The following is an 18006-nucleotide window of genomic DNA, read 5'->3' on the forward strand; positions in this document are numbered from 1 at the left end:
GGCCATCCTAATGGATCACCTTGAGCCCCATCAGCCCTGCGAGGTAGGCCGCCTGGGCCGGCTCGACGATCGCGCCCTTCAGGTCCTCGATCCGGACCCGGAGCCCGGTGATCCCCGACCCCCGGAAATCCGTCCCTTCAAGCCGGGCGAAGGACATCTGGGCCTCCCCCAGCTCGCAGTCCTGGAACACGGCCCCCCGCAGATCCGCCTCCTGGAAGGAGCACCCGCTCAGGTTGCAGCCCTGGAACCGCACGGACTTCAGGATCGCTCCGCGGAAGTGCGCGAAGGACCCGTTGCAGTTCTCGAACACGGTATTGCGAATCAGGGAGCCCGAAAGGTCCAGGCCCACCATCCGGCACCCCTCCAGCCGGGTCCTTCCCAGATGGGCCTTGAGCCAGGCGGCGTTGGCCAGGTCGCAGGACTCCAGGCGCACCTCCGTGAGGTCCAGCCTGGACAGCCGGGAGCCGGCCAGGTTGACCCGGGTGAGCCTGCTCCGGGTGAAGGTTGCCAGGGTCGCGGCCTGCCCGCTGAAATCCAGGCCCTCCATCGCCACCCCCTCCACCGTCGCCTCGGAGGCCAGCATGGCCTCGCCCATGAAGGGGACGGTCTGGAAAGGGCGGGAGCCGGAAGGGCTGGGGGAGGAAGGCCGTCGTTGCATCTGGCACCTATTCTTGCACGCTGGCGGTAACGGCTTCCGGGCTCTGCTGCCTGAAGAGGGGCCCGCGGGCCGATCAGGGCGAGGCGGGCTACTCGTGGTAATCCGCGTAGGTGACGGTGCCCCCGGAGGCCGGGACCAGCACGTGGAGGCGGCTCGAAGTGTCCAGGCCGGTGCGGAACCAGGAGATGGAAACGGCCGGCGTGGCGACGAGGGTCTCGTGCCACGCGCCCAGGGCCTGGTGGTAGACCTTGAGTCCCGAGTAGGTGGCCATGGCGGCCAGGACTCTGGACCGCGAAGGCGTGGTGCAGATCCTGACCCTGGAATCCGGCGCGTAGACCGCAGCGTCGGGGGCGAGCGTCTGGGGCGTCTGCCAGACGCCGGCGACCTTCTGCCGGACCTTCAGGGTGGCCTTGGTGTAGGACCCGGAAGGGGACGTCGTGTAGAAAAGCCATCCGTTGTCCGCGTCCGCCCATACGCCTTGGGCCAGGGCCTGCGAACTGGCGCCGAGGGCCTCGGTGGAGAGGGTCGCGGAGGTCCAAGTCCCCGGGCTGCTGGGCAGGAGTTCCACGGCGTCGGAACCGATGAGGAACAGGAGGTGGGGCTGGTCGGCGGCGTCAAGGCTCAGACTGTAGGCCGAAATCGTCAGGGAGGCGTTGGCCGCGCTCGCCAGGGAGTCGCAGGCCCAGGCGCTTCCGGTGTAATGGAGGTGCCGGATGTCACCCACGGTGGGGTAGGAGTAGCTGCTGGTGTTCAGGAGCACCTGGGGCCGGCCGGCCTGATCGAGCGTGTAACAGAAGCTCCGCACCCCGTACGTAACGGGAATGACCCCCTCCCACAGGTCCTCAGTCTGCCAAGCCGTCCCATCGTGCCAGAGGTGGCGGACGACACCCCGGGTGGGCACGGTGGTGCTCCGGATCAGGTAGACCGAATGCGGGTGGCCCGAGTCGTCGGTCTGGACCAGTGAGGCGGACACCTGGGAGGTGGTGTCGGGGTAGTAGGCGGCCCAGGGGTCGCCAGGGTTCGCCAGCATTCCGAAGGGGTTCCCCCCCGCGAACGCCCAGGCGCCCGTTGGCATCAGGGCCGCATCGTCGGCGTTGAGCACCGAGAGGGAGGTGGCGGAGAGCGCGAGGGAACCCGCGGGATTCAGGGTGGTGGCCTGCACCGCGCTGCTCGCGCTCTCCCCTGTTCCCGCCTTCGCCACCACCGTATAGGAGTAGGTGCCCAGGGGCAGATTGGCGTCCGAATAGGTGCTGGCGCCGGGCGGGAGGCTGGCCACGTCCAGGGTGGATTGGGTGTCGGAGCGGCGGACGACGACCTGTGTGGCCGCGGTGCTGCGGTTCACCCAGGCCAGGTCGATGCCGGCGGCCTTGGGAGTCGCCTGGACCTGGACCGGAGCCAGCAGGGCCACCTGGACCGGCTGCGAGAGCTGGCGGTACGGGGTCGTGTAGCCATTGAGGGAAAGGGCCAGGCGGTACAGGTAGGTCTTCCCCTCCGCGGCCGAGGCGTCCACGAGCCCGTACGGGTTGCCGGCGGGCACCGCCAGCGAGGACCACCCGCTGGTGGGGGCCCCCGCGGCATCCGCTTCGGCCCGGGCCAGGAGGTAGGCGCAGCCGCTCGCGGAGGAGGTCGACCAGTTCAGGTGGATGGTCCCGTCACTGTACGCAGAGGCGTACAGATAGCTGGGGGGGGCCAGCGGCGTCCGGGTGGGAGCCGAAGGGGCGGAAGCCGCGCTGGGCACGCCCGCAGCCAGGTTGGTGACGCGGTAGAGGTACGAGGTCAGCTCGCTGGTGTTGCTGTCCGTGTAGCCGGTGGTGGGCCCGTAAGTGGTCAGGGAGCTCCAGATGCCGGCAGGCAGCCCATCGGCGTCCGCCTTCACCCTTTCCACCTGCACGCGATCCGCCTTCGTGGTGTTGGACACCCACGCAACCTTGATCGTGTTGGAGGCCGCATCGTAGGTGGACACGACCTGGGTCGGCGCGGCCAGCGGGGTGACAACGCTGGGCGAGAGGGCGCTGGCCGCGCCCCAGGTGGCGCCAAAGCCGTTGGTGACCCGGTAGACGTACCGCGTGAACTCCAGCGCGCCTTGATCGGTGAAGGAGGTGATGGCCCCGGCTGGGACCGGGAGGCTGACCCAGGGCGCGGACGGCAGGCCCGAGGCGGCCGCTTCCGCGCGTTCCACCCGCACGGCCGTGGCCCGCGAGGAATTGGAAGCCCAGGTGAGCGAAGGCACGCCCGTGTTCAGGTTGAGGACGGCCGTAAGGCCCGAGGGCGTGCCCGGAGGCACGGTGACGCAGGCACCGATGGTCAGGGGCGGGCTGTCCACCGAACCGCGGACATTGCTGATCCGGTAGAGGTAGTTCTGGGCTTCCTGCACCTGGGTGTCCAGGAAGGCAGCGGCGCCCGCGGCAGGGGTAGCCAGGGCCGTCCAGCCGCTTGCTGCGTTGCCGCTGGCATCGGCGGCGGCGCGCTCGAGCAGCAAGCCGTCCCCGTAGGTGAAGGAACTGCCCCAGGTGAGGTTCACCCCGCCGTGGGCCGCATCGAAGACCGCCACCAGCTGGGTGGGCGAAGGCACCTGGGTGGAGACCACCGCCGACGGCAGGCTCTCCGCGCTTGCCTCCGCCCCCTTGACGTTGGTGATCCGGTAGAGATAGAAGGTGCCGAGGTGGGCGGATGCGTCCAGCCAGGTCGTCGAGGTGCCGGCAACCGTCGTGAGGGTGACCCAGTCGCCCAGGACGCTGCCCCCATTGGTGCACTCGGCCCGCTTCACGATGAAGCCGTTCGCCTGGGTGGACGGGCTGGACCAGGAGAGGACTGTCCCGGCCTGGGCCCAGTCGTACGTTGCAGTCGGCTGCCCAGCGGCAAGAAGCGGCTTGTGGTACGAGACTTCGTTGGAATAGGGGCTCGACTCGGTGCCCCGGCGGGCCTTGGTCCGGAACGTGCAGTCCGTGGTCTCGGCCACGGACGCCGGAAGGGTGAGGGCAAAGGTGAGCGTGCCGGCCGGAAGCAGGTTCGTGTTGAGCTTCTGATAGGCCTCGGTGCCATACCGGGCTTCCAGATCGAAGCCGTCGATGCTCCCCGAGGGCGCGAGCCACTGGATGGTGAGCGAACCGGAGGCGGGGTCCACGGAGGGCGGCAGCATGGACGGGCTGGCCACCGGCACCGGCGCGGGCGTGGGCGACGAGGATCCCCCACCGCCTCCGCAGGCAAGGCATAGGAGGATGGGGGTCGGCAACAACCATCGGCCAGGGTGCATGGGATGCTCCAGGGGGATTCACGTTGAATGGGATGGTTCCATTCTGCCCCAGCCGCCCCCGAAGGAGGCGGATATTCCTTGGATGCATCGCCTCTTGTCAGGCTCATGGCCCCTGGCCTGAGCCCCCCGGCCCTTTCCGTGCGCCCGTCGGAGCCGGGCGCATGAAGGCTCAGCGTTCCCGCGATTCCTCGTCCGGAAACCGGTAGGTGGCGGCCGTGGGGCGCTCCCTTTGGAGTTCCGCCCCACGGGCCACCCGTTCTTCAAGCCCGGAGGGCTTCCGCACGAGGATGAAACCCCGCTCGTCGAACCTGTCCGGGTCACTGTCGCACACCGCCCTCACGGTCAGGGGGCGCGGCTTCGTGGCGGGGCTGGAAAAGGGCGGATAGTAGAGGGCCACGAGATGGCCAGGCCGCGCCCCGGCAAGGCCGCGGAACGTCCCTCCTTCCCCTGGACCCAGCACGGAACCGCCTTCACGAACCTCGAACCGGCAATCCGCCGGGGACGCACCGGTCACTTCCGCGTCGAAGTAGTAGTAGCTTCTCGCCAGGGACGCGCCTTCGTCGGCGATGGCCAGGACTTCCTGGTCCCCGGGCGCGCAGATGACCACCTCCTGGACCGCACCGGCCTCGGGGAACGGGTTGATCGCGCAAGCCGGAACGCCGAGGCCGGCCGGTCGAGCCGCTCCAGCTTCAACGAGCTGCTGGGTGTCGCCCGCGAGGGCCGCAAGGATGAGGGCTGCTTTGAACATTCGGTGACTCCTTAGGAATGCGGGTGGTTGGAAATGGCCCTCGGTGCCCCTCGGCCGCAAGGCGCCTGTCCGGTTCGCACATTGAAACGGGTGCGGATTTCCCGGCACTGGTTCCAGGCCATGACATCGGGACCGGCAGGATTGGGCAGGTTTCCACCGCCTGGCCAAGGAACGTATTGCCCCTGGGAGACACCCCTTGTCGAGCCTCGTCCCCGGGGGACGGGGTGTTCCTGGGCTCAGGAATCTGCATGGAGAATTGGATGGCACGCATGCAATGGCCAGGAGCGGCATGGGCCCTGTGCAGCCTCCTGGGCTGCCGGGGAGTGCGGCCGGCCACGGCCGAGGCCAGGGCCCATGCCGAAACCATCAGCCGGTGCCTGGAAGCCCGTGGCATGCGGCGCGCCCCAGGCGTGGCGGAGGGCGCCGCCCGGGTCCTGTTTGATTATTCCCCCGGTCCCGGAACGACCGTGCGTCATGGCCGATGGGTCACCCGGTACGTTGATGGTCGGCTACGGTTCAAGGGAACCGGCATCCCTCAAGCCTCATCCAACCGCTAGCGAGGCTCAGCCATGGAGGTGCCGATGGAGGATCCGGCGGGAGAAGCCCATTCCAGCTGGGAGCGGAATGCACCGTGGTGGGACGACCGGATCGGCGACGGCAATGCCTTCCAGTGCCAATTGATCGAACCTGCGACCCTGCGCCTGGCGGCGCCCGGGCCGGGAATGCGGATCCTGGACATCGCGTGTGGAGCGGGGCGCATGGCCCGGCTGATGGCAGCCGAGGGCGCCCAGGTGACCGGGATCGATTTCTGCGAGGGCTTTCTCGACCGGGCCCGGAGGCGCACCGCACCGGAGGCGCCGATCGACTTCCGGCTTCTGGATGTCACCGACCGGGGCCAGCTTGCGACCCTGGGCGCAGGCCGCTTCCAGGGCGCCGTGGCCACCATGGCGCTCATGGACCTGGCCCGCATCGATCCGCTGTTCGAGGAGCTGCCGGGCCTCCTGGAGCCGGGAGGCTTCCTTGTCTTCTCCATCCTGCATCCGTGCTTTTCCGGGTCCGGAACGGAGATGTTCGTCGAGGAACGCCTGGTTGACGGCCGCAGCCAACGGGCCGCTGGCCTGAAGGTCACCCATTACCGGAACGCCACGGCCTTCCGGGCGGAGGGGATCCGGGGCCAGCCGGAGCCGGGGCTCCATTTCCACCGGTCCCTGGAAACCCTCCTGTCCACCGCATTCCGGTGCGGGTTCATCCTGGATGGGCTGGAGGAGCCCGGCTTCCGGACGGCCAGCGACAGGTTCCTCGAATGGGAGAACATGCCCGATCTGGCCCCGGTGCTGGTCTGCAGGTTGAAATCCCATCGACCCGCGTGCACGGGGTTCCCCCGGGATTGACCCGGCGTTTCCACGGCGCCGGCTCATCCGACAGGGGCCGCAGGCATCGGGAATACCGCGGGATGCCGAGCGGCCCGAAAAGGATGGGATTAAAACAGAGGATCGACCGGTTCCAGCGAGTGCCGGATCACGGCCTCGAACTGTGTGTGCTGGTAAGGTTTGGGCAGAAATCCCGCGAGGCTGTCGCTTGGCAGTTCACCCACGGCCTCCTTCTCGTTGTAGCCGGAGGAAAGGATGACGGGGACCGCCGGGGAGATCTCCCGGATCTGCTGGAAGGCTTCGCGTCCGTCCATGTTGGGCATGGTGAGATCCATGAGAACGAGGGTTATCTCGGCCTTGTGGAGTCTGAAGACATTGACGGCATCGAGACCATCCACCGCCTCGATCACCTTGAAACCGAGCCGGACCGCGAGGGCCTTGGCGACATTCCGGGCCGAAAGGTCATCATCGACCACCAGCATGGTGCCCAGGAGGGGCTGGGTGTCCAGGTGGACCTCCGTCACCGGGGCCGGTTCCGTGGAATCAGCGGCAGGGAGGAACACCCGCATGCAGGTGCCATGCCCCGGCTCGCTGTAGACCTTGATCGAGCCTCCATGGCTGGTGAGGATCCCCAGCAGGGCGGACAGCCCCAGGCCTCTTCCCGTGAACTTGGTGGTGAAGAACGGATCGAAAATGTTGCGGATGGTTTCCGCGGACATGCCGCAGCCGGTGTCCGTGACTTCGAGCGTCACGTAGCGGCCCGGCTTGATGGGGCTGATGGGCGCGAGGGTGGAGATGTCCGGAGCGTCCAGGACGCGATCCCCGGTGCGGATCATCACCACGCCGCCCTGTTCCATCGCTTCCGAGGCATTGGTGACCAGGTTCATGACCACCTGCTGCATCTGGGTCGGGTCGGCGGTGATTTCCGGCACCTGGGGGGCCAGATCGCAGTGGATGACGGCCTTTTTCGAGATGGAGAGGGACAGGAGCTGGCTCATCTCCGTCACCAGCCTGTTCATGTCCACCGGGGCGATGACCGTCTTCCCCTTTCCGGCGTAGGCAAGCATCTGCCTGGTGAGATCCGCGGCCCGGAGGGAACCCTGCTCGATCTGGGCCAGGAAGGCCTGGGTGGGGCTCCCGGGGGGCAGGGAGAGGGTGGCGAGGTTGCAGTTCCCAAGGATGCTGGTCAGGAGGTTGTTGAAATCGTGGGCGATCCCTCCCGCCAGGACCCCGAGGCTCTCCAGCTTCTGGGTCTGCCGCTGGGCCTCCTCGGCGATCTTCCGGGCCGTGATGTCGGCGCGGATGGCGACGAACTGTTCGATGTGGCCGGCCTCGTCCATGAGCGGGACGATGGTGGTATCCACCCAATAGAAGGTCCCATCCTTCGCCTTGTTCTTGACCTCGCCCTTCCAGACATTGCCGGCCTTGATCGTGGTCCACAGGTCCCGGAAAAAGGCCTTGGGGTGGTGGCCGCTGTTGATGATCCGGTGGTCCTGGCCGAGCAGTTCGCTTCGCGGGAACTTGGAAATTTCGCAGAAGTAGTCGTTGACGTAGGTGATCCGGCCCCGGGCATCGGTGACCGCCACGATGGCGTGCTGGTCCAGCGCCCGCTTGAAATCCCGCAGTTCCTTCATGGCCGAGGCCGTGCGGGCGTCAATCTCCTCCCGGGAGGCCGAATCCCGGGCATAGCCGAGCACCACGCCATCCCCCTGCTCCTGGGCGAACCGGCAGACCTGGGAGACGGCAACCCCGTTCTTGTCCATGAAGTGAACTTCCCGGCGCGGAGCTTCCTTGCCGCTCCGGACCTCGTCCAGCGCCTGAAGGATGACCCTCTGATCCATCGGGGAGATCAGGTCCAGGATCGACTTCCCGTGGATCTCGACCGGCTTCCACCCCCAGCAGGACTCCCCGGCCGTGGCCACGCAGTCCAGGGCCCCCTGCGGGTTGAGGGAGAAGAAGACCTGCCCGTCACCAGCCAGGCCCCACCGCTGCATGGCCCGCTTGGCGTGGGCGTTGGATCCCTCGGATCGGTAGGTGAGTGAAAGTCGGCCCATAATGTTTAAGCATCGGCCGGACGGATAATGAAACAAGGTCTCAACATCATAAATATCAATACGAATTCTATCGCTGATTTATTAAATTATCAGCGTAGGACCTGGGCTTGATCCATGGACCCTGGTCGTTCCGCGGCAGGGGGGACCGGCGCCCGGAGGATCGAGAAGCACGGCAGGAATCCGCGGGCCGGAAACCTGACGGCCCCGCTCAACCAAAAGGTTCCCCGGATCGGCCCTGGCGTATGACACTGGCTCAAGGGAGAACGCTGTGTGGCCCATTCACCTCGACCTTGGATTCAAGGTCGTCCACTTCTACGAAGGATTCTATTTCATCATCGCCATCCTGACGGCGACCGTCCTGGCGGCCCACCGCCTTAGGAAGGCCGGCCTGGGGACCGCCGTCTTCCTGGACGGCCTCCCGTGGATCCTGCTGAGCGCCATCCTCGGGGCCAGGCTCTTCGATTTCCTGTTCTGGGACCTGAAGAGCCTCCTTGCCCATCCCCTCTCCTTCTTCCTCATCTGGGAAGGGGGGCTCTCCATCACCGGGGGCCTGGCCGGTGGCGTCACCGCCGCCTTCGTATGGTTTCGCAGGGCGAAGGTGGATTTCTGGCAGACCTTTGCCATTGCCAGTCCGGCCGTCCTTCTGGGGCAGGCCGCCGGTCGTGTGGGATGCTTCCTGAACGGCGATGCCTGGGGCGTCCCCACGGCGCTCCCCTGGGGTGTTCCGCTGCCGAAATACGGAACCATCCTCCCCTGGATGACCCGCGACCCCAGCGCCCCCAGCGACGCTTGGACCTGGTGCGCCGGGCGGCATTTCATCCCGCCCACAGCCCTGGCAACCGTTCCCCTCCACCCCACCCAACTCTACGAAGCCCTGGGGGACCTGGCCCTGGCTGCCATCGTCGTCCTCCTGGCCCGGAAGGCCGCCGCGGGGGAGACGTCCTGGCCACGGATCTTCTGGTGCCACCTCGGCGGATACTCGGCCCTGCGGTTCGGGCTGGAATTCCTCCACGGGGACCGGGATGCCCTGGTCTGGGCGGGCATGACCGCACTGCAACTCGGGCTCGTGGGGTTTTCCATCGTGGCCGGCGCTCTTTTCCTGCGTGACGGGCACCCTGCCCGGCGTTGATCCTGGCGGAGTCGAGTCTGGATGAGGTCAGCAAAGGCAGGATCGACATTCATCACCAGCGAGGCCAGGGATCTGGGCCCTTCCTGTCCCGACTCCCGTTGAAGGGGCAGTGCCACCAGGTCCCCGCCCCCCCTGCGGCCTGGTGCCCTGGTATGGAAAGAACCGGTCGTAGGAATTCATTGGCCATCCCGCCCTTTCCGCACCAGGCGGAGCACGGCGTGTCTGGGCTGGGTTCGCCGTTCCCGGAGGAGCAGCCCGAAAGGTTTTGGGCCAAGGCCAGCATCCGGGCCTCGGAGGGCGGGGCCTCGATACCCCGTTCGACCTTGCTGAGGTGGAAGGGTTCGACGCCGACCATGGCGGCAAGCCCCCGCACCGAGAATTTGGGGTCGCCGAGCCGTTTGGCTTCTCGACGCTGGCGAAGGTGGTCTCCAATGATCCTCATGCGTGATGCAGGTGCTACACACCACCGATGTCAAGAACTCTGAATTTTAAAATTGAACCACTTTGAGTTGAAGTGGCGGCTTTGCTCCGCTGCCACCAAAGGACCAGCCACGTCCTCATGGTGCGCAGAGGGCTATTTGCGGCAGTTGCTCCCGGCAGCACACCGGCAAACTCCCCAGTGGATGCTTACCTGGTTGGCTACCTCGGGTGCCCCACTGGGGTCCTCGGCTACCATACGGCGCTGGAACTCCATGGCTTGGCCCACTCCACCTTTGAGACCATCCAGATCCTGGTGCCACGCTCTCAGCGGGGCTGGACCTTCAGGGGTGTTGCCTACAAGCCAGTGCAGCCCAGGGAAGCCTTGGAGGAGGCAGCCTTGACCATGGAAGTGGCAATGATGGACCGCATGGGCTTCGATCTGCCTGTGACCTCGGTGGCCAGGACCCTGGTCGATGTCCTGGATCGCCCCGACCTGGGGGGTGGTTGGGAAGAGGCTTGGCGCTCCCTTGAAGGGCTCAGCCTGGTGGACGCTGCCGCGGTGCTGGCCTACCTGGAGCGACAGGGTAATGCGACCACCTCTGCCCTGGTAGGCTACTTCCTTGAACAGCACCAGGAGGCGCTGGGCGTGAACGAGTCCACGTTGAAGGCCCTTGAAACACTGCGCCCACGGGGCAAACAGTATCTCGACCGGAGTGCAGGTGGCCGCCTTGCCAAGCGTTAGAAGGGTTGAGTGCATGAAGGTTCAGGAAACGATCCAGTTCGGCATTGAAAAGGTCAGGCTGATCCATATGCACCCAATGGCTGCAATCCCTCACCAGGATTGCTTTGATGCCGGGGGCCTGGGCATGGATGGGTACCAGGCCCTGCTCTTCAAGAAAGCCCGAATGGAGGTGCAGCTTGGGACCTTGGTAGGACCTCAACGCGGCGCCGGCATCGAAGTCCAACAAGCCCAGGACGGCGCCTGCAAAATGGGCCCTGGGCGTTGCCTGCAACTGGGCAAGCACCTGTTCCTTGACCTTCAACCTCGCCCCCTTCAGGCACGTCTCCATGGCCTGGCGAGCGAAGGCATCGAAAGCCTCAGGGGCAAGCCCGTTGGTCAGGGCTTCCAGGTCAGCTTCGGAATCGTTGCGGGGGTCACCACCGTGGTCCACAAAGACGAGTCCGAGCAGGCGCTCGGGGAACAAGCCCGCGCAGGCTGCCACCACATAACCTCCCAGACTGTGGCCAACGAGGACAAAACACCGGAAGGCAAGGGCGTCCGCCATGGCGGCCACATCCTCGGCGAAGCCTCCGATGGAAAAGTCCCCATTCCTGGGCGGCTCTGAATCCCCCATTCCTCGCAGGTCCAGGGCTGCGGCCTGACAATGGGTCCCGAGGGCGGCGACCTGGGCCTCCCACTGGCTGTCCCTGCCCCCATTGCCGTGGACAAAAAGGACTGGAGTACCGCTGTCCCCCCGAAGGTGAGCCCATAGCTCGCCCTGAGGACCCTCTAGCCGGATGGTCTTAATGCCGCGGCCTTCCACTGCCCTCCCCTTCATAAGCGACCAACTGAACCTTTGCCAAGGTTCAATGGATGGCGGGAAGGACCTCAAAAGTTCCGTACCCGGAGGCCAGCCGAAGGGTTCACAACCGCTCGGGAACATCCACTAGCTTGGGTCAACCAGGTAAAGCCATGCTGCGGATCAGTCGATGTGTAGATCATCAGCATCGCCGCCCCGATGCCCTGCTCACCCCGACCACCTCAATTGATCTGCGCCGAGTCTCGCCCCCCTCGCCCCGACCCGTAATGACCTATGTGAGTACGTTTTGTGAGGAAGAGCGTAAAAAAAAGAAGCCGGAGGGTGTCTCCAGCTTCTAAGTCTAATCATTTCAGTGGTAGCACCAAGGGGAATCGAACCCCTGTTAACGCCGTGAGAGGCCTGATACCGGCAGATATAAATTATAACTTAAATTATTTAAACATTTAATTGGCAATTTAAAGATGGGACACCCTAAAAAACCTCGTTTTGGAGCATTTCGTGGAGCACCTTGGGGATCCCACCTGCCATCGGAATTGCTATTGATGAAATACATTCGCATACAATCTACTTATTCGGAAAACCGGGACACCGTTAACGCCGTCCACACGCGAAGTGCTGTAAAGGAAAAGCATGAGTTCCGTCTCTTCCGGCGCGGCTTCTTGGACTATCAGGATTTCCCGCAGTTCAACCTCCTGCCTCCCTCGAATCTGCCTCCTCTGTATCCCTGAATACCTCCTCCCGAATGATCCTCTCCGTGGCTTCATTCAGATAGGACTTCAAAGCCTCGGCCAACTGGGTGAATTCAGGCCAAAGAATTTCATCCGCAAAGCTGCCAACAACACGCAACATCACAGTGGTCCGCCGCTGGCCATGGTTCCGGTAGGGCTTCAGCCCATATCTACGGCAGAGGGCCAGGAATAGTTTCATGTTCCAACCATCACCCAGCGTGAACTTCATCTCGATGGGTTGCTCGTGGGCCCCCATCTCTTTAAGTTTGAACTGGATCCGCTCCCTGGCGGCCATGGCGGCCAAGCGCTCTCCCTCTGTATAGGCCCCTGCGAAAAGGGCTTCGATCTTCCGAAGTTTGTCGCGAAGTTCGGCTTCGGTAGTCATCGCAATTGCTCCTCCGCCTGGTGTACGGGGAACAGGAAACCGCCTCGGCTGTTGTCATCGGTCTCATAGCCCATGGCCCGGTAGCCTCTCATCCGCTTCTCGAACATCTTCTTGAACACGGGCATCGAACTGTCCAGGTAGTCGTACACCTGAACCTCGACCTTGTCCGGGTGGAGGCGGTGAAGGCGACCGGCGTATTGGACCAAGGTGCCCTTCCAGGCGATAGGCATCGCCATGAACAGGGTGTCCAGGCGTGGATCATCAAAGCCTTCGCCAATATACCGCCCGGTTGCAAGGATGAGTCTCGGAGCTTCTTTGGGCACTTTCGCGAGATCGGCAAGAGCTTCCCTTCGGGCCTTGGCCGGGACACCGCCATGTAGCATGATGACGTGCTCTACTGAATCCTTCAGGGCTCCTGCCAATAGTTCGAGGTGTTCCCTGCGCTCCGTGAGAACAATTGGAGATCGACCTTCCAGAAGCGCACGCCGGACATCCGCAATGATCATTGCGTTACGCAGGGGGTCCACCACCAGTGAACCATAAAGATCCTGGATAGTGCCCTGGCCAAAGAAGCGGGTCTCCCTGACGATCAGCCTAGTAGAGAAAGTCTGCGCTGCCGCCTTAGCCGCCGCCCCAACCTGGAAACGAACGGGGCCGCATTGAAAGTGGAGGAGGCGCTGGAGTCCATCCCGTCGATAGGGCGTGGCCGTCAGGCCGAGTATGAACCGAGCCCGGATTTCCTTCATCACCCGTTCGAACGACGTCGCCGGCGCGTGGTGGCATTCGTCCACAATCACCTGCCCGTAGTTGCGGACCAGGTCACTGACCCCATCCCGTTTGGCAAGGCTCTGGATCATGGCTACGTCGATTCTCCCCGAAGGCTTTTGCTTCCCGCCTCCGATCTGGCCAACCTCTTTCGGGCCGAGCCCCAGGAACATTTGAAGCTGGGCAAGCCATTGGTCCAAGAGGGGCTTCCGATGGACAAGGACAAGGGTGTTCACGCCGCGCTGGGCAGCCATGAAGGCCCCGAAGACCGTTTTTCCGGTACCGGGTGGCGCGACGAATATCCCGAGGTCATGCGAGGAAACCGTCGCAGCAGCAGCCTCCTGTACTTCCGTAAGCTTGCCTTGGAAGGTCAGCCCAGTCGATGCTCCGGAGCTTCTCAGGTCTTCCAGTTCAAGCTGGCTCCCTTGCTCCGTCAGCAGTGCCGCCAGCTCTTCCCGGCACCCGCGAGGCAGGGCGAGGTGAAGGGGGTGTTCCTCAGCGGCGCAGATAATTCGGGGTATCCCATTGGTGGAGAACCGCATTGCCTGCTTTTGATAGAATTCCGGATTCTGGAAAGCCGCCAGACGCTTCATTTCGGAGAGCAGGCCCGAGGGCAATCCTTCCTTTTCCACAAATATCTGACTGGACAGGACCGCTCTGACGACGTTGGGTACCATGCCTTCGATCTTGGCCTTCTTCGGTTTTCCAGACGGGGGCCGCTCCCAAGGGGTCGCTTCCAGGCCGTCCTCCAGGGGTTCGAAGCGTACCCCAAGAACTCGTCCCTGTCGGGAAGCGGCCTCTGCGAGGGTTTCGACTTCGGTGGGCGTCATGCGACGTACGGAAGCAAGATGACTCCATGGGTCCGGCAAGGGCTCCAGGTTGTCATCGAGGAAAAGGGTATTCCCCTCCCTTCTCGCCTCCCTTTGAAGGGGCAGTGCGATCAGATTCCCGAACCCACCCTGTGGCATGGTGTCCTGATTGGGGAAGAGCCTGTCGTAGGAAGCCATGCTCATCTGGTAGCGCCGATTCATGGTCGTCGTGAGAAGGAAGCAGCCCAGTTTCCGCGCGGTCGCGGCCTGAACCGGGGCGGTAAAGAAGATCCAGACATGGGCCCCCTGCCCTGACCGGGACCGTTCCAACGTTGCAGGGACGCCAAGCTCTGCGCAGGTCGCCATGACAGCCTTGGCATCCTCCTTCCATCCTTCCCCATCGAAATCGGCGGCAAGGAACCAGCAGGTTTCATCCAGAAGCATGGGGTAAACGCCGATCACATGGCGGCCCTGGAGATGGTCCAGGACCACCCTGTCATCCATGGGCATAAACCTCCGGTTTGGGCACTCCGCGCACTTGACCTTGAATTTGTCACAAAGAAGCGGATTCTGTTCGTTCGCGCAAACTGGCGAGTAGCCCTTCTTGTCTTGCTTCTTGCTGACCCATAGCCTTGGAAACACATCTTCGCGGCCACGGAAGAGGCTTCTGAATAATGAAATCTTGTCTTCAGCCGAAAACGAGTTGGCAATCTCCCGTGATTCATCAGGGACTGCAAGCTTTGCGAGTTGAGCCTTGATCGCCTGGATCTCTAGGCGTGTGCGATCCGCCAGCAGGATTTGACTATTGAGCCTTGATTCAAGGCGCTCCAAGTCGCTAAGCAAATCGTTTCGGGTATTCATCAGGAGGAGCTTCCACCATGAAAGAAGATGCCGAAAAATCCCGGATTCCGCAATTCCTCGCTGATGGCCGCTGCTACCTACCCTGCCATACTTGGGACACCCTCAAGGATCAGGGATGACATCTCAAAACTCTGAAAACCTGCATTTACTTGGGCTGCTGCCTGAGAAGGAATCGCTAACCACCGAATTCAAATCTGATTTGGACCGCCTTCCGGACCGTGAACTGGTTGAGTCGTTGGTTGGAATGGCCAATTCGGAAGGCGGTGTGTTGTTTCTCGGTGTCGAGAACAATGCCACACCCACCGGCTTGCACAAGGCCCATGCACGACTTGAAGGCCTGCCTGCCATGGTTGCCAACCTGACCCGCCCTCCCTTGGGCGTAAAAGTCGAGGCAATTGAAATCCAGGGTGTCAGGGTGGCAAGAATCCTGGTTCCCCGCAGCCGCCACCTCGTTGCTACATCCGATGGGCGTGTACTGAGACGGAGGATCAGGGAGGATGGCCAACCCGAGGATCTTCCCGTATATCCGGGGGAATATCTCTCCAGGAAGGCGGATCTCGGGGTTTTGGATTACTCTGCTCTGCCTCTAGAATCGGCCTCATTAGCGGACTTTGACCCTTTGGAAAGGTCCCGGCTCAGGCAGATGATGGAACGGTACCGTGGAGATCTGGCGCTCCTCTCGCTCAGCGATGAGGAACTTGATGGCGCCCTTGGTCTAGTCCAGAGCTTGGACGGACGCAGGCTTCCGACGGTGACGGGGCTCCTGCTCATTGGCAAGTTATCCAGCCTGTCAAGCCTGCTTCCCACTCATGAGGTGGCTTTCCAGGTCATGGAGGGAACTGATATTAGAGTGAACCGGATCGAACGATGGCCACTACTGCGCTGGTTCGAGCATGTGGAAGAACAATTTGAAGTTCGTTACCAGGAGGAGGAAATGGATTCGGGCCTGTTCCGGGTACCTGTTCCGAATTTCGACCGCCGGGCCTTCCGGGAAGCCTTCGTGAATGCATTGGTTCATCGGGACTACGCCCGTCTTGGCATGGTCAGAGTGCTCTGGGAACAGGATGGAATTCGGATCAGCGGTCCTGGGGGCTTTCCCGAAGGAGTCACCAAGGACAACCTTCTGACCATCGACCCCACCCCCAGGAACCCTCGACTTGCAGATGCTCTTAAACGGATCGGTTTGGCTGAAAGAAGCGGCCGTGGCGTGGATCGGATTTATGCAGGTTTGCTCCGGTTCGGCCGGCTTGCACCCGATTACACCGGTTCCACCACAACCTCAGTTGCTGTCACCATGCCTGGCGGGCAGGCCGATCTGGATTTCCTCCGGGTCGTGCTGGCGGAAGAAAAGCGCCGTGGAGAACCTCTAAGTCTGGACGCCCTGATCATCCTGTCCTGCCTCCGCCATGAGCGGCGGGCAGGAATTGAAGAACTCGCAAGATCGGTACAGCGAACGGAAGCCGCAACCCGAGGTCTCCTTGAACGGATGGTGGAATCAGGCTTGTTGGAGGCCCATGGTTCCATTCGAGACCGAAGCTTCACCCTGAGCGCCCCTATTTATCGTCAACTAGGCCAAAGCACGGCATACGTGCGTCAGACCGGCCTGGCGATGATCCAACAAGAGGCCATGGTTCTCAAACTCGCAAAAGCCAAGGGCTCCATAAAGCGTGCTGATGTCATGGATCTGTGCGGCCTTTCCGAGAGTGCCGCCAAGTCGCTTCTGGGGCGGTTGGTCAAGGAAGGGCGTATGGTCCAGCAAGGCCAAAGGCGCTGGACCATATATCTACTGAATAAAGAGTAGTTGGGTGTTGTCTATGGTCGATCTATGGTCGGGCTATGGTCGCTACCAGATTGGCATCCATTGAACCCACGGCCGCGGGACGCGTTTTGGAGCATTCTGTGGAGCACGACCTGATATCCATTTTTGCAATGCCGCTTAAACACAAAAACACCCTAGATTTCTCTAGGGTGTTTGCTTGGTAGCCCCAAGGGGAATCGAACCCCTGTTAACGCCGTGAGAGGGCGCCGTCCTAACCGCTAGACGATGGAGCCACGGTTATGCCGAACCTTGATTCTAGCGCATGAACCTGGGATGGGGAAGAGGTTTTCATCGGCGGCGGAGGGTGATGAGGGTGATTTCGGGGGGGGCGCCGATGCGGACGGGGAGGGCCACCACGCCCAGGCCGCGGTTCACGTAGAGGACGTCGCCGTCCTTGCGGTACAGGCCCTGGGCGTAGGGGCCCAGGAGGAGGGCGCTGTTCACGAAGGGGATGAGGTTGATCTGGCCGCCGTGGGTGTGGCCTGAGAGGGTGAGGCGGGCGCCGGCTTGGCGGGCCAGGGGCCAATCGCTGGGGCGGTGGTTGAGGCAGAGGCGCCAGACGTCGGGGGGAAGGCCCTCGGTGGCGATCTTCGGGGAGGGGCCGGGGCCGTAGCGGATGTCCCGGAAGTGGCCGTGGCGGGCCATGGGGTCCTGGAGGCCCACCAGGGCGAGGCGCGAGCCGTTCCGGTAGACGTAGGCGTAGCGGTTCTCGAGGCACTGGAAGCCGGTGCGTTCCAGGATCTGCCAGATGGGGCGGGGGTCGGTGAAGTAGTCGTGGTTGCCCAGGATGGCGTAGCAGCCCAGGGGGGCGGGGAAGTTGCGGAAGGCCTCCTCCACGATGCCGGCCTCCGCGGGGACGCTGTCGGTGACGTCCCCGGTGAGGAGGAGGAGCTCGGGGCGCTCGGCCTGCACGAGGGTCCGCCACCGGGCCACCAGGGGGGCCTTCACCAGGGGGCCGGCGTGGAGGTCGCTGATCTGGGCGATGCGCAGGCCGTCCATGCCGGGGGGCAGGTCGTGGAAGTAGAGCTGCAGGTGGACGATGTCCGGGTCGCCCAGGGCCTCGCGGCGGCCGGTCAGGACGCCGTAGGAGGCGAGGCCCACGCCCGCGGCCGTGGTCTGGCGGAGGAAGTTCCGCCGGCCGGGGTCCTCGGGGGGCTGGCCCGGCTGGGGCCGCCACAGGTGGCGCAGGCGCCACAGGCCTTCGGAGAGCAGCCACATGGTCAGGTTGAAGGCGCAAAGCATCTGGAAGTACAGGCCCGCCCGGGAGAACGGGCGGAGCCAGGGCAGCCAGGTGGCGTTGCCGGTGAACCGCATGGCCATGTAGAGGGCCAGGGGGATGTGGATGAGGACCAGGATGGGCGTCACCCACCGGTCATAGCCCTCCGGCAGCAGCCGGTGGATGAGTTGCCGGTGGCAGTACTGCAGGCCGATGATGAGGGTGACGAAGATCAGGACGAGCAATGGCG

At 63.7% G+C, this 18006-nt stretch carries 11 protein-coding genes, 1 tRNA gene and 1 pseudogene; 4 read left to right on the forward strand and 9 right to left on the reverse strand.

What is annotated here, in order from left to right; genetic code table 11:
- Positions 1-7 precede the first annotated feature (7 nt).
- The 3 genes from RAH40_RS10430 to RAH40_RS10440 all read right to left on the reverse strand — a co-directional run bounded on the left by RAH40_RS10430 (position 8) and on the right by RAH40_RS10440 (position 4659).
- Positions 8-658 (reverse strand): pentapeptide repeat-containing protein, encoded by a 651-nt coding sequence (locus RAH40_RS10430; protein ID WP_306602051.1) that lies wholly within the window; start codon positions 656-658, stop codon positions 8-10.
- An 88-nt stretch (positions 659-746) separates the two neighbouring features.
- Positions 747-3797, reverse strand: a complete 3051-nt coding sequence (locus RAH40_RS10435; RefSeq protein ID WP_306602052.1) for a hypothetical protein — start codon at positions 3795-3797, stop codon at positions 747-749.
- 283 nt (positions 3798-4080) lie between these two features.
- Positions 4081-4659, reverse strand: coding sequence for a hypothetical protein (locus RAH40_RS10440; protein ID WP_306602053.1), 579 nt, complete (start codon positions 4657-4659; stop codon positions 4081-4083).
- Between the two features lie 581 nt (positions 4660-5240).
- Here RAH40_RS10440 and RAH40_RS10445 point away from each other — a divergent pair.
- Positions 5241-6050: a bifunctional 2-polyprenyl-6-hydroxyphenol methylase/3-demethylubiquinol 3-O-methyltransferase UbiG gene (locus RAH40_RS10445; RefSeq protein ID WP_306602054.1), complete on the forward strand. Its 810-nt coding sequence runs from the start codon at positions 5241-5243 to the stop codon at positions 6048-6050.
- An 89-nt stretch (positions 6051-6139) separates the two neighbouring features.
- Here RAH40_RS10445 and RAH40_RS10450 read toward each other — a convergent pair whose 3' ends face one another.
- The gene (locus RAH40_RS10450) at positions 6140-8083 is read right to left on the reverse strand and encodes a PAS domain-containing sensor histidine kinase (RefSeq protein WP_306602056.1); all 1944 of its coding nucleotides are present in this window, start codon (positions 8081-8083) and stop codon (positions 6140-6142) included.
- A 268-nt stretch (positions 8084-8351) separates the two neighbouring features.
- Here RAH40_RS10450 and lgt point away from each other — a divergent pair, with 268 nt between their 5' ends.
- The gene (gene lgt / locus RAH40_RS10455) at positions 8352-9212 is read left to right on the forward strand and encodes a prolipoprotein diacylglyceryl transferase (protein WP_306602057.1); all 861 of its coding nucleotides are present in this window, start codon (positions 8352-8354) and stop codon (positions 9210-9212) included.
- A 559-nt stretch (positions 9213-9771) separates the two neighbouring features.
- The gene (locus tag RAH40_RS10460) at positions 9772-10374 is read left to right on the forward strand and encodes a type IV toxin-antitoxin system AbiEi family antitoxin (RefSeq protein WP_306602058.1); all 603 of its coding nucleotides are present in this window, start codon (positions 9772-9774) and stop codon (positions 10372-10374) included.
- A gap of 100 nt (positions 10375-10474) precedes the next feature.
- Here the strand turns inward: RAH40_RS10460 and RAH40_RS23050 are convergent.
- From RAH40_RS23050 to RAH40_RS10475, 3 genes and pseudogenes are all read right to left on the reverse strand, one after another.
- Positions 10475-11296: pseudogene (locus RAH40_RS23050) on the reverse strand (alpha/beta fold hydrolase); the annotation flags it as partial.
- 561 nt (positions 11297-11857) lie between these two features.
- Positions 11858-12286 (reverse strand): hypothetical protein, encoded by a 429-nt coding sequence (locus RAH40_RS10470; RefSeq protein ID WP_306602060.1) that lies wholly within the window; start codon positions 12284-12286, stop codon positions 11858-11860.
- Entirely contained in the window at positions 12283-14721 is a 2439-nt protein-coding gene (locus RAH40_RS10475; protein ID WP_306602061.1) for a DEAD/DEAH box helicase family protein, read from the reverse strand. The genes RAH40_RS10470 and RAH40_RS10475 overlap by 4 nt, the downstream gene beginning before the upstream one ends.
- A gap of 115 nt (positions 14722-14836) precedes the next feature.
- Here RAH40_RS10475 and RAH40_RS10480 point away from each other — a divergent pair, with 115 nt between their 5' ends.
- Entirely contained in the window at positions 14837-16522 is a 1686-nt protein-coding gene (locus RAH40_RS10480) for an RNA-binding domain-containing protein (protein WP_306602062.1), read from the forward strand.
- Positions 16523-16698: 176 nt separating this feature from the next.
- On the opposite strand, the gene RAH40_RS10485 is transcribed toward RAH40_RS10480, so the two are convergent.
- Positions 16699-16773 (reverse strand) — tRNA-Glu (locus tag RAH40_RS10485).
- Positions 16774-16828: 55 nt separating this feature from the next.
- A complete protein-coding gene (locus RAH40_RS10490; RefSeq protein ID WP_306602063.1) occupies positions 16829-18001 on the reverse strand; it encodes a metallophosphoesterase in 1173 nt (390 codons plus the stop codon).
- Between the last annotated feature and the right edge of the window lie 5 nt (positions 18002-18006).

It is taken from the genome of Geothrix sp. 21YS21S-2 (genome assembly GCF_030846775.1).
GTDB lineage: Bacteria > Acidobacteriota > Holophagae > Holophagales > Holophagaceae > Mesoterricola.

What these genes read in the sequence shown, in the direction of transcription:
- RAH40_RS10430 (WP_306602051.1), bottom strand. Translation starts at nt 658, where the DNA reads ATGCAACGACGGCCTTCCTCCCCCAGCCCTTCCGGCTCCCGCCCTTTC.
- RAH40_RS10435 (WP_306602052.1), bottom strand. Translation starts at nt 3,797, where the DNA reads ATGCTGCCGCCCTCCGTGGACCCCGCCTCCGGTTCGCTCACCATCCAG.
- RAH40_RS10440 (WP_306602053.1), bottom strand. Translation starts at nt 4,659, where the DNA reads ATGTTCAAAGCAGCCCTCATCCTTGCGGCCCTCGCGGGCGACACCCAG.
- RAH40_RS10445 (WP_306602054.1), top strand. Translation starts at nt 5,241, where the DNA reads ATGGAGGATCCGGCGGGAGAAGCCCATTCCAGCTGGGAGCGGAATGCA.
- RAH40_RS10450 (WP_306602056.1), bottom strand. Translation starts at nt 8,083, where the DNA reads ATGGGCCGACTTTCACTCACCTACCGATCCGAGGGATCCAACGCCCAC.
- RAH40_RS10460 (WP_306602058.1), top strand. Translation starts at nt 9,772, where the DNA reads ATGGTGCGCAGAGGGCTATTTGCGGCAGTTGCTCCCGGCAGCACACCG.
- RAH40_RS10470 (WP_306602060.1), bottom strand. Translation starts at nt 12,286, where the DNA reads ATGACTACCGAAGCCGAACTTCGCGACAAACTTCGGAAGATCGAAGCC.
- RAH40_RS10475 (WP_306602061.1), bottom strand. Translation starts at nt 14,721, where the DNA reads ATGAATACCCGAAACGATTTGCTTAGCGACTTGGAGCGCCTTGAATCA.
- RAH40_RS10480 (WP_306602062.1), top strand. Translation starts at nt 14,837, where the DNA reads ATGACATCTCAAAACTCTGAAAACCTGCATTTACTTGGGCTGCTGCCT.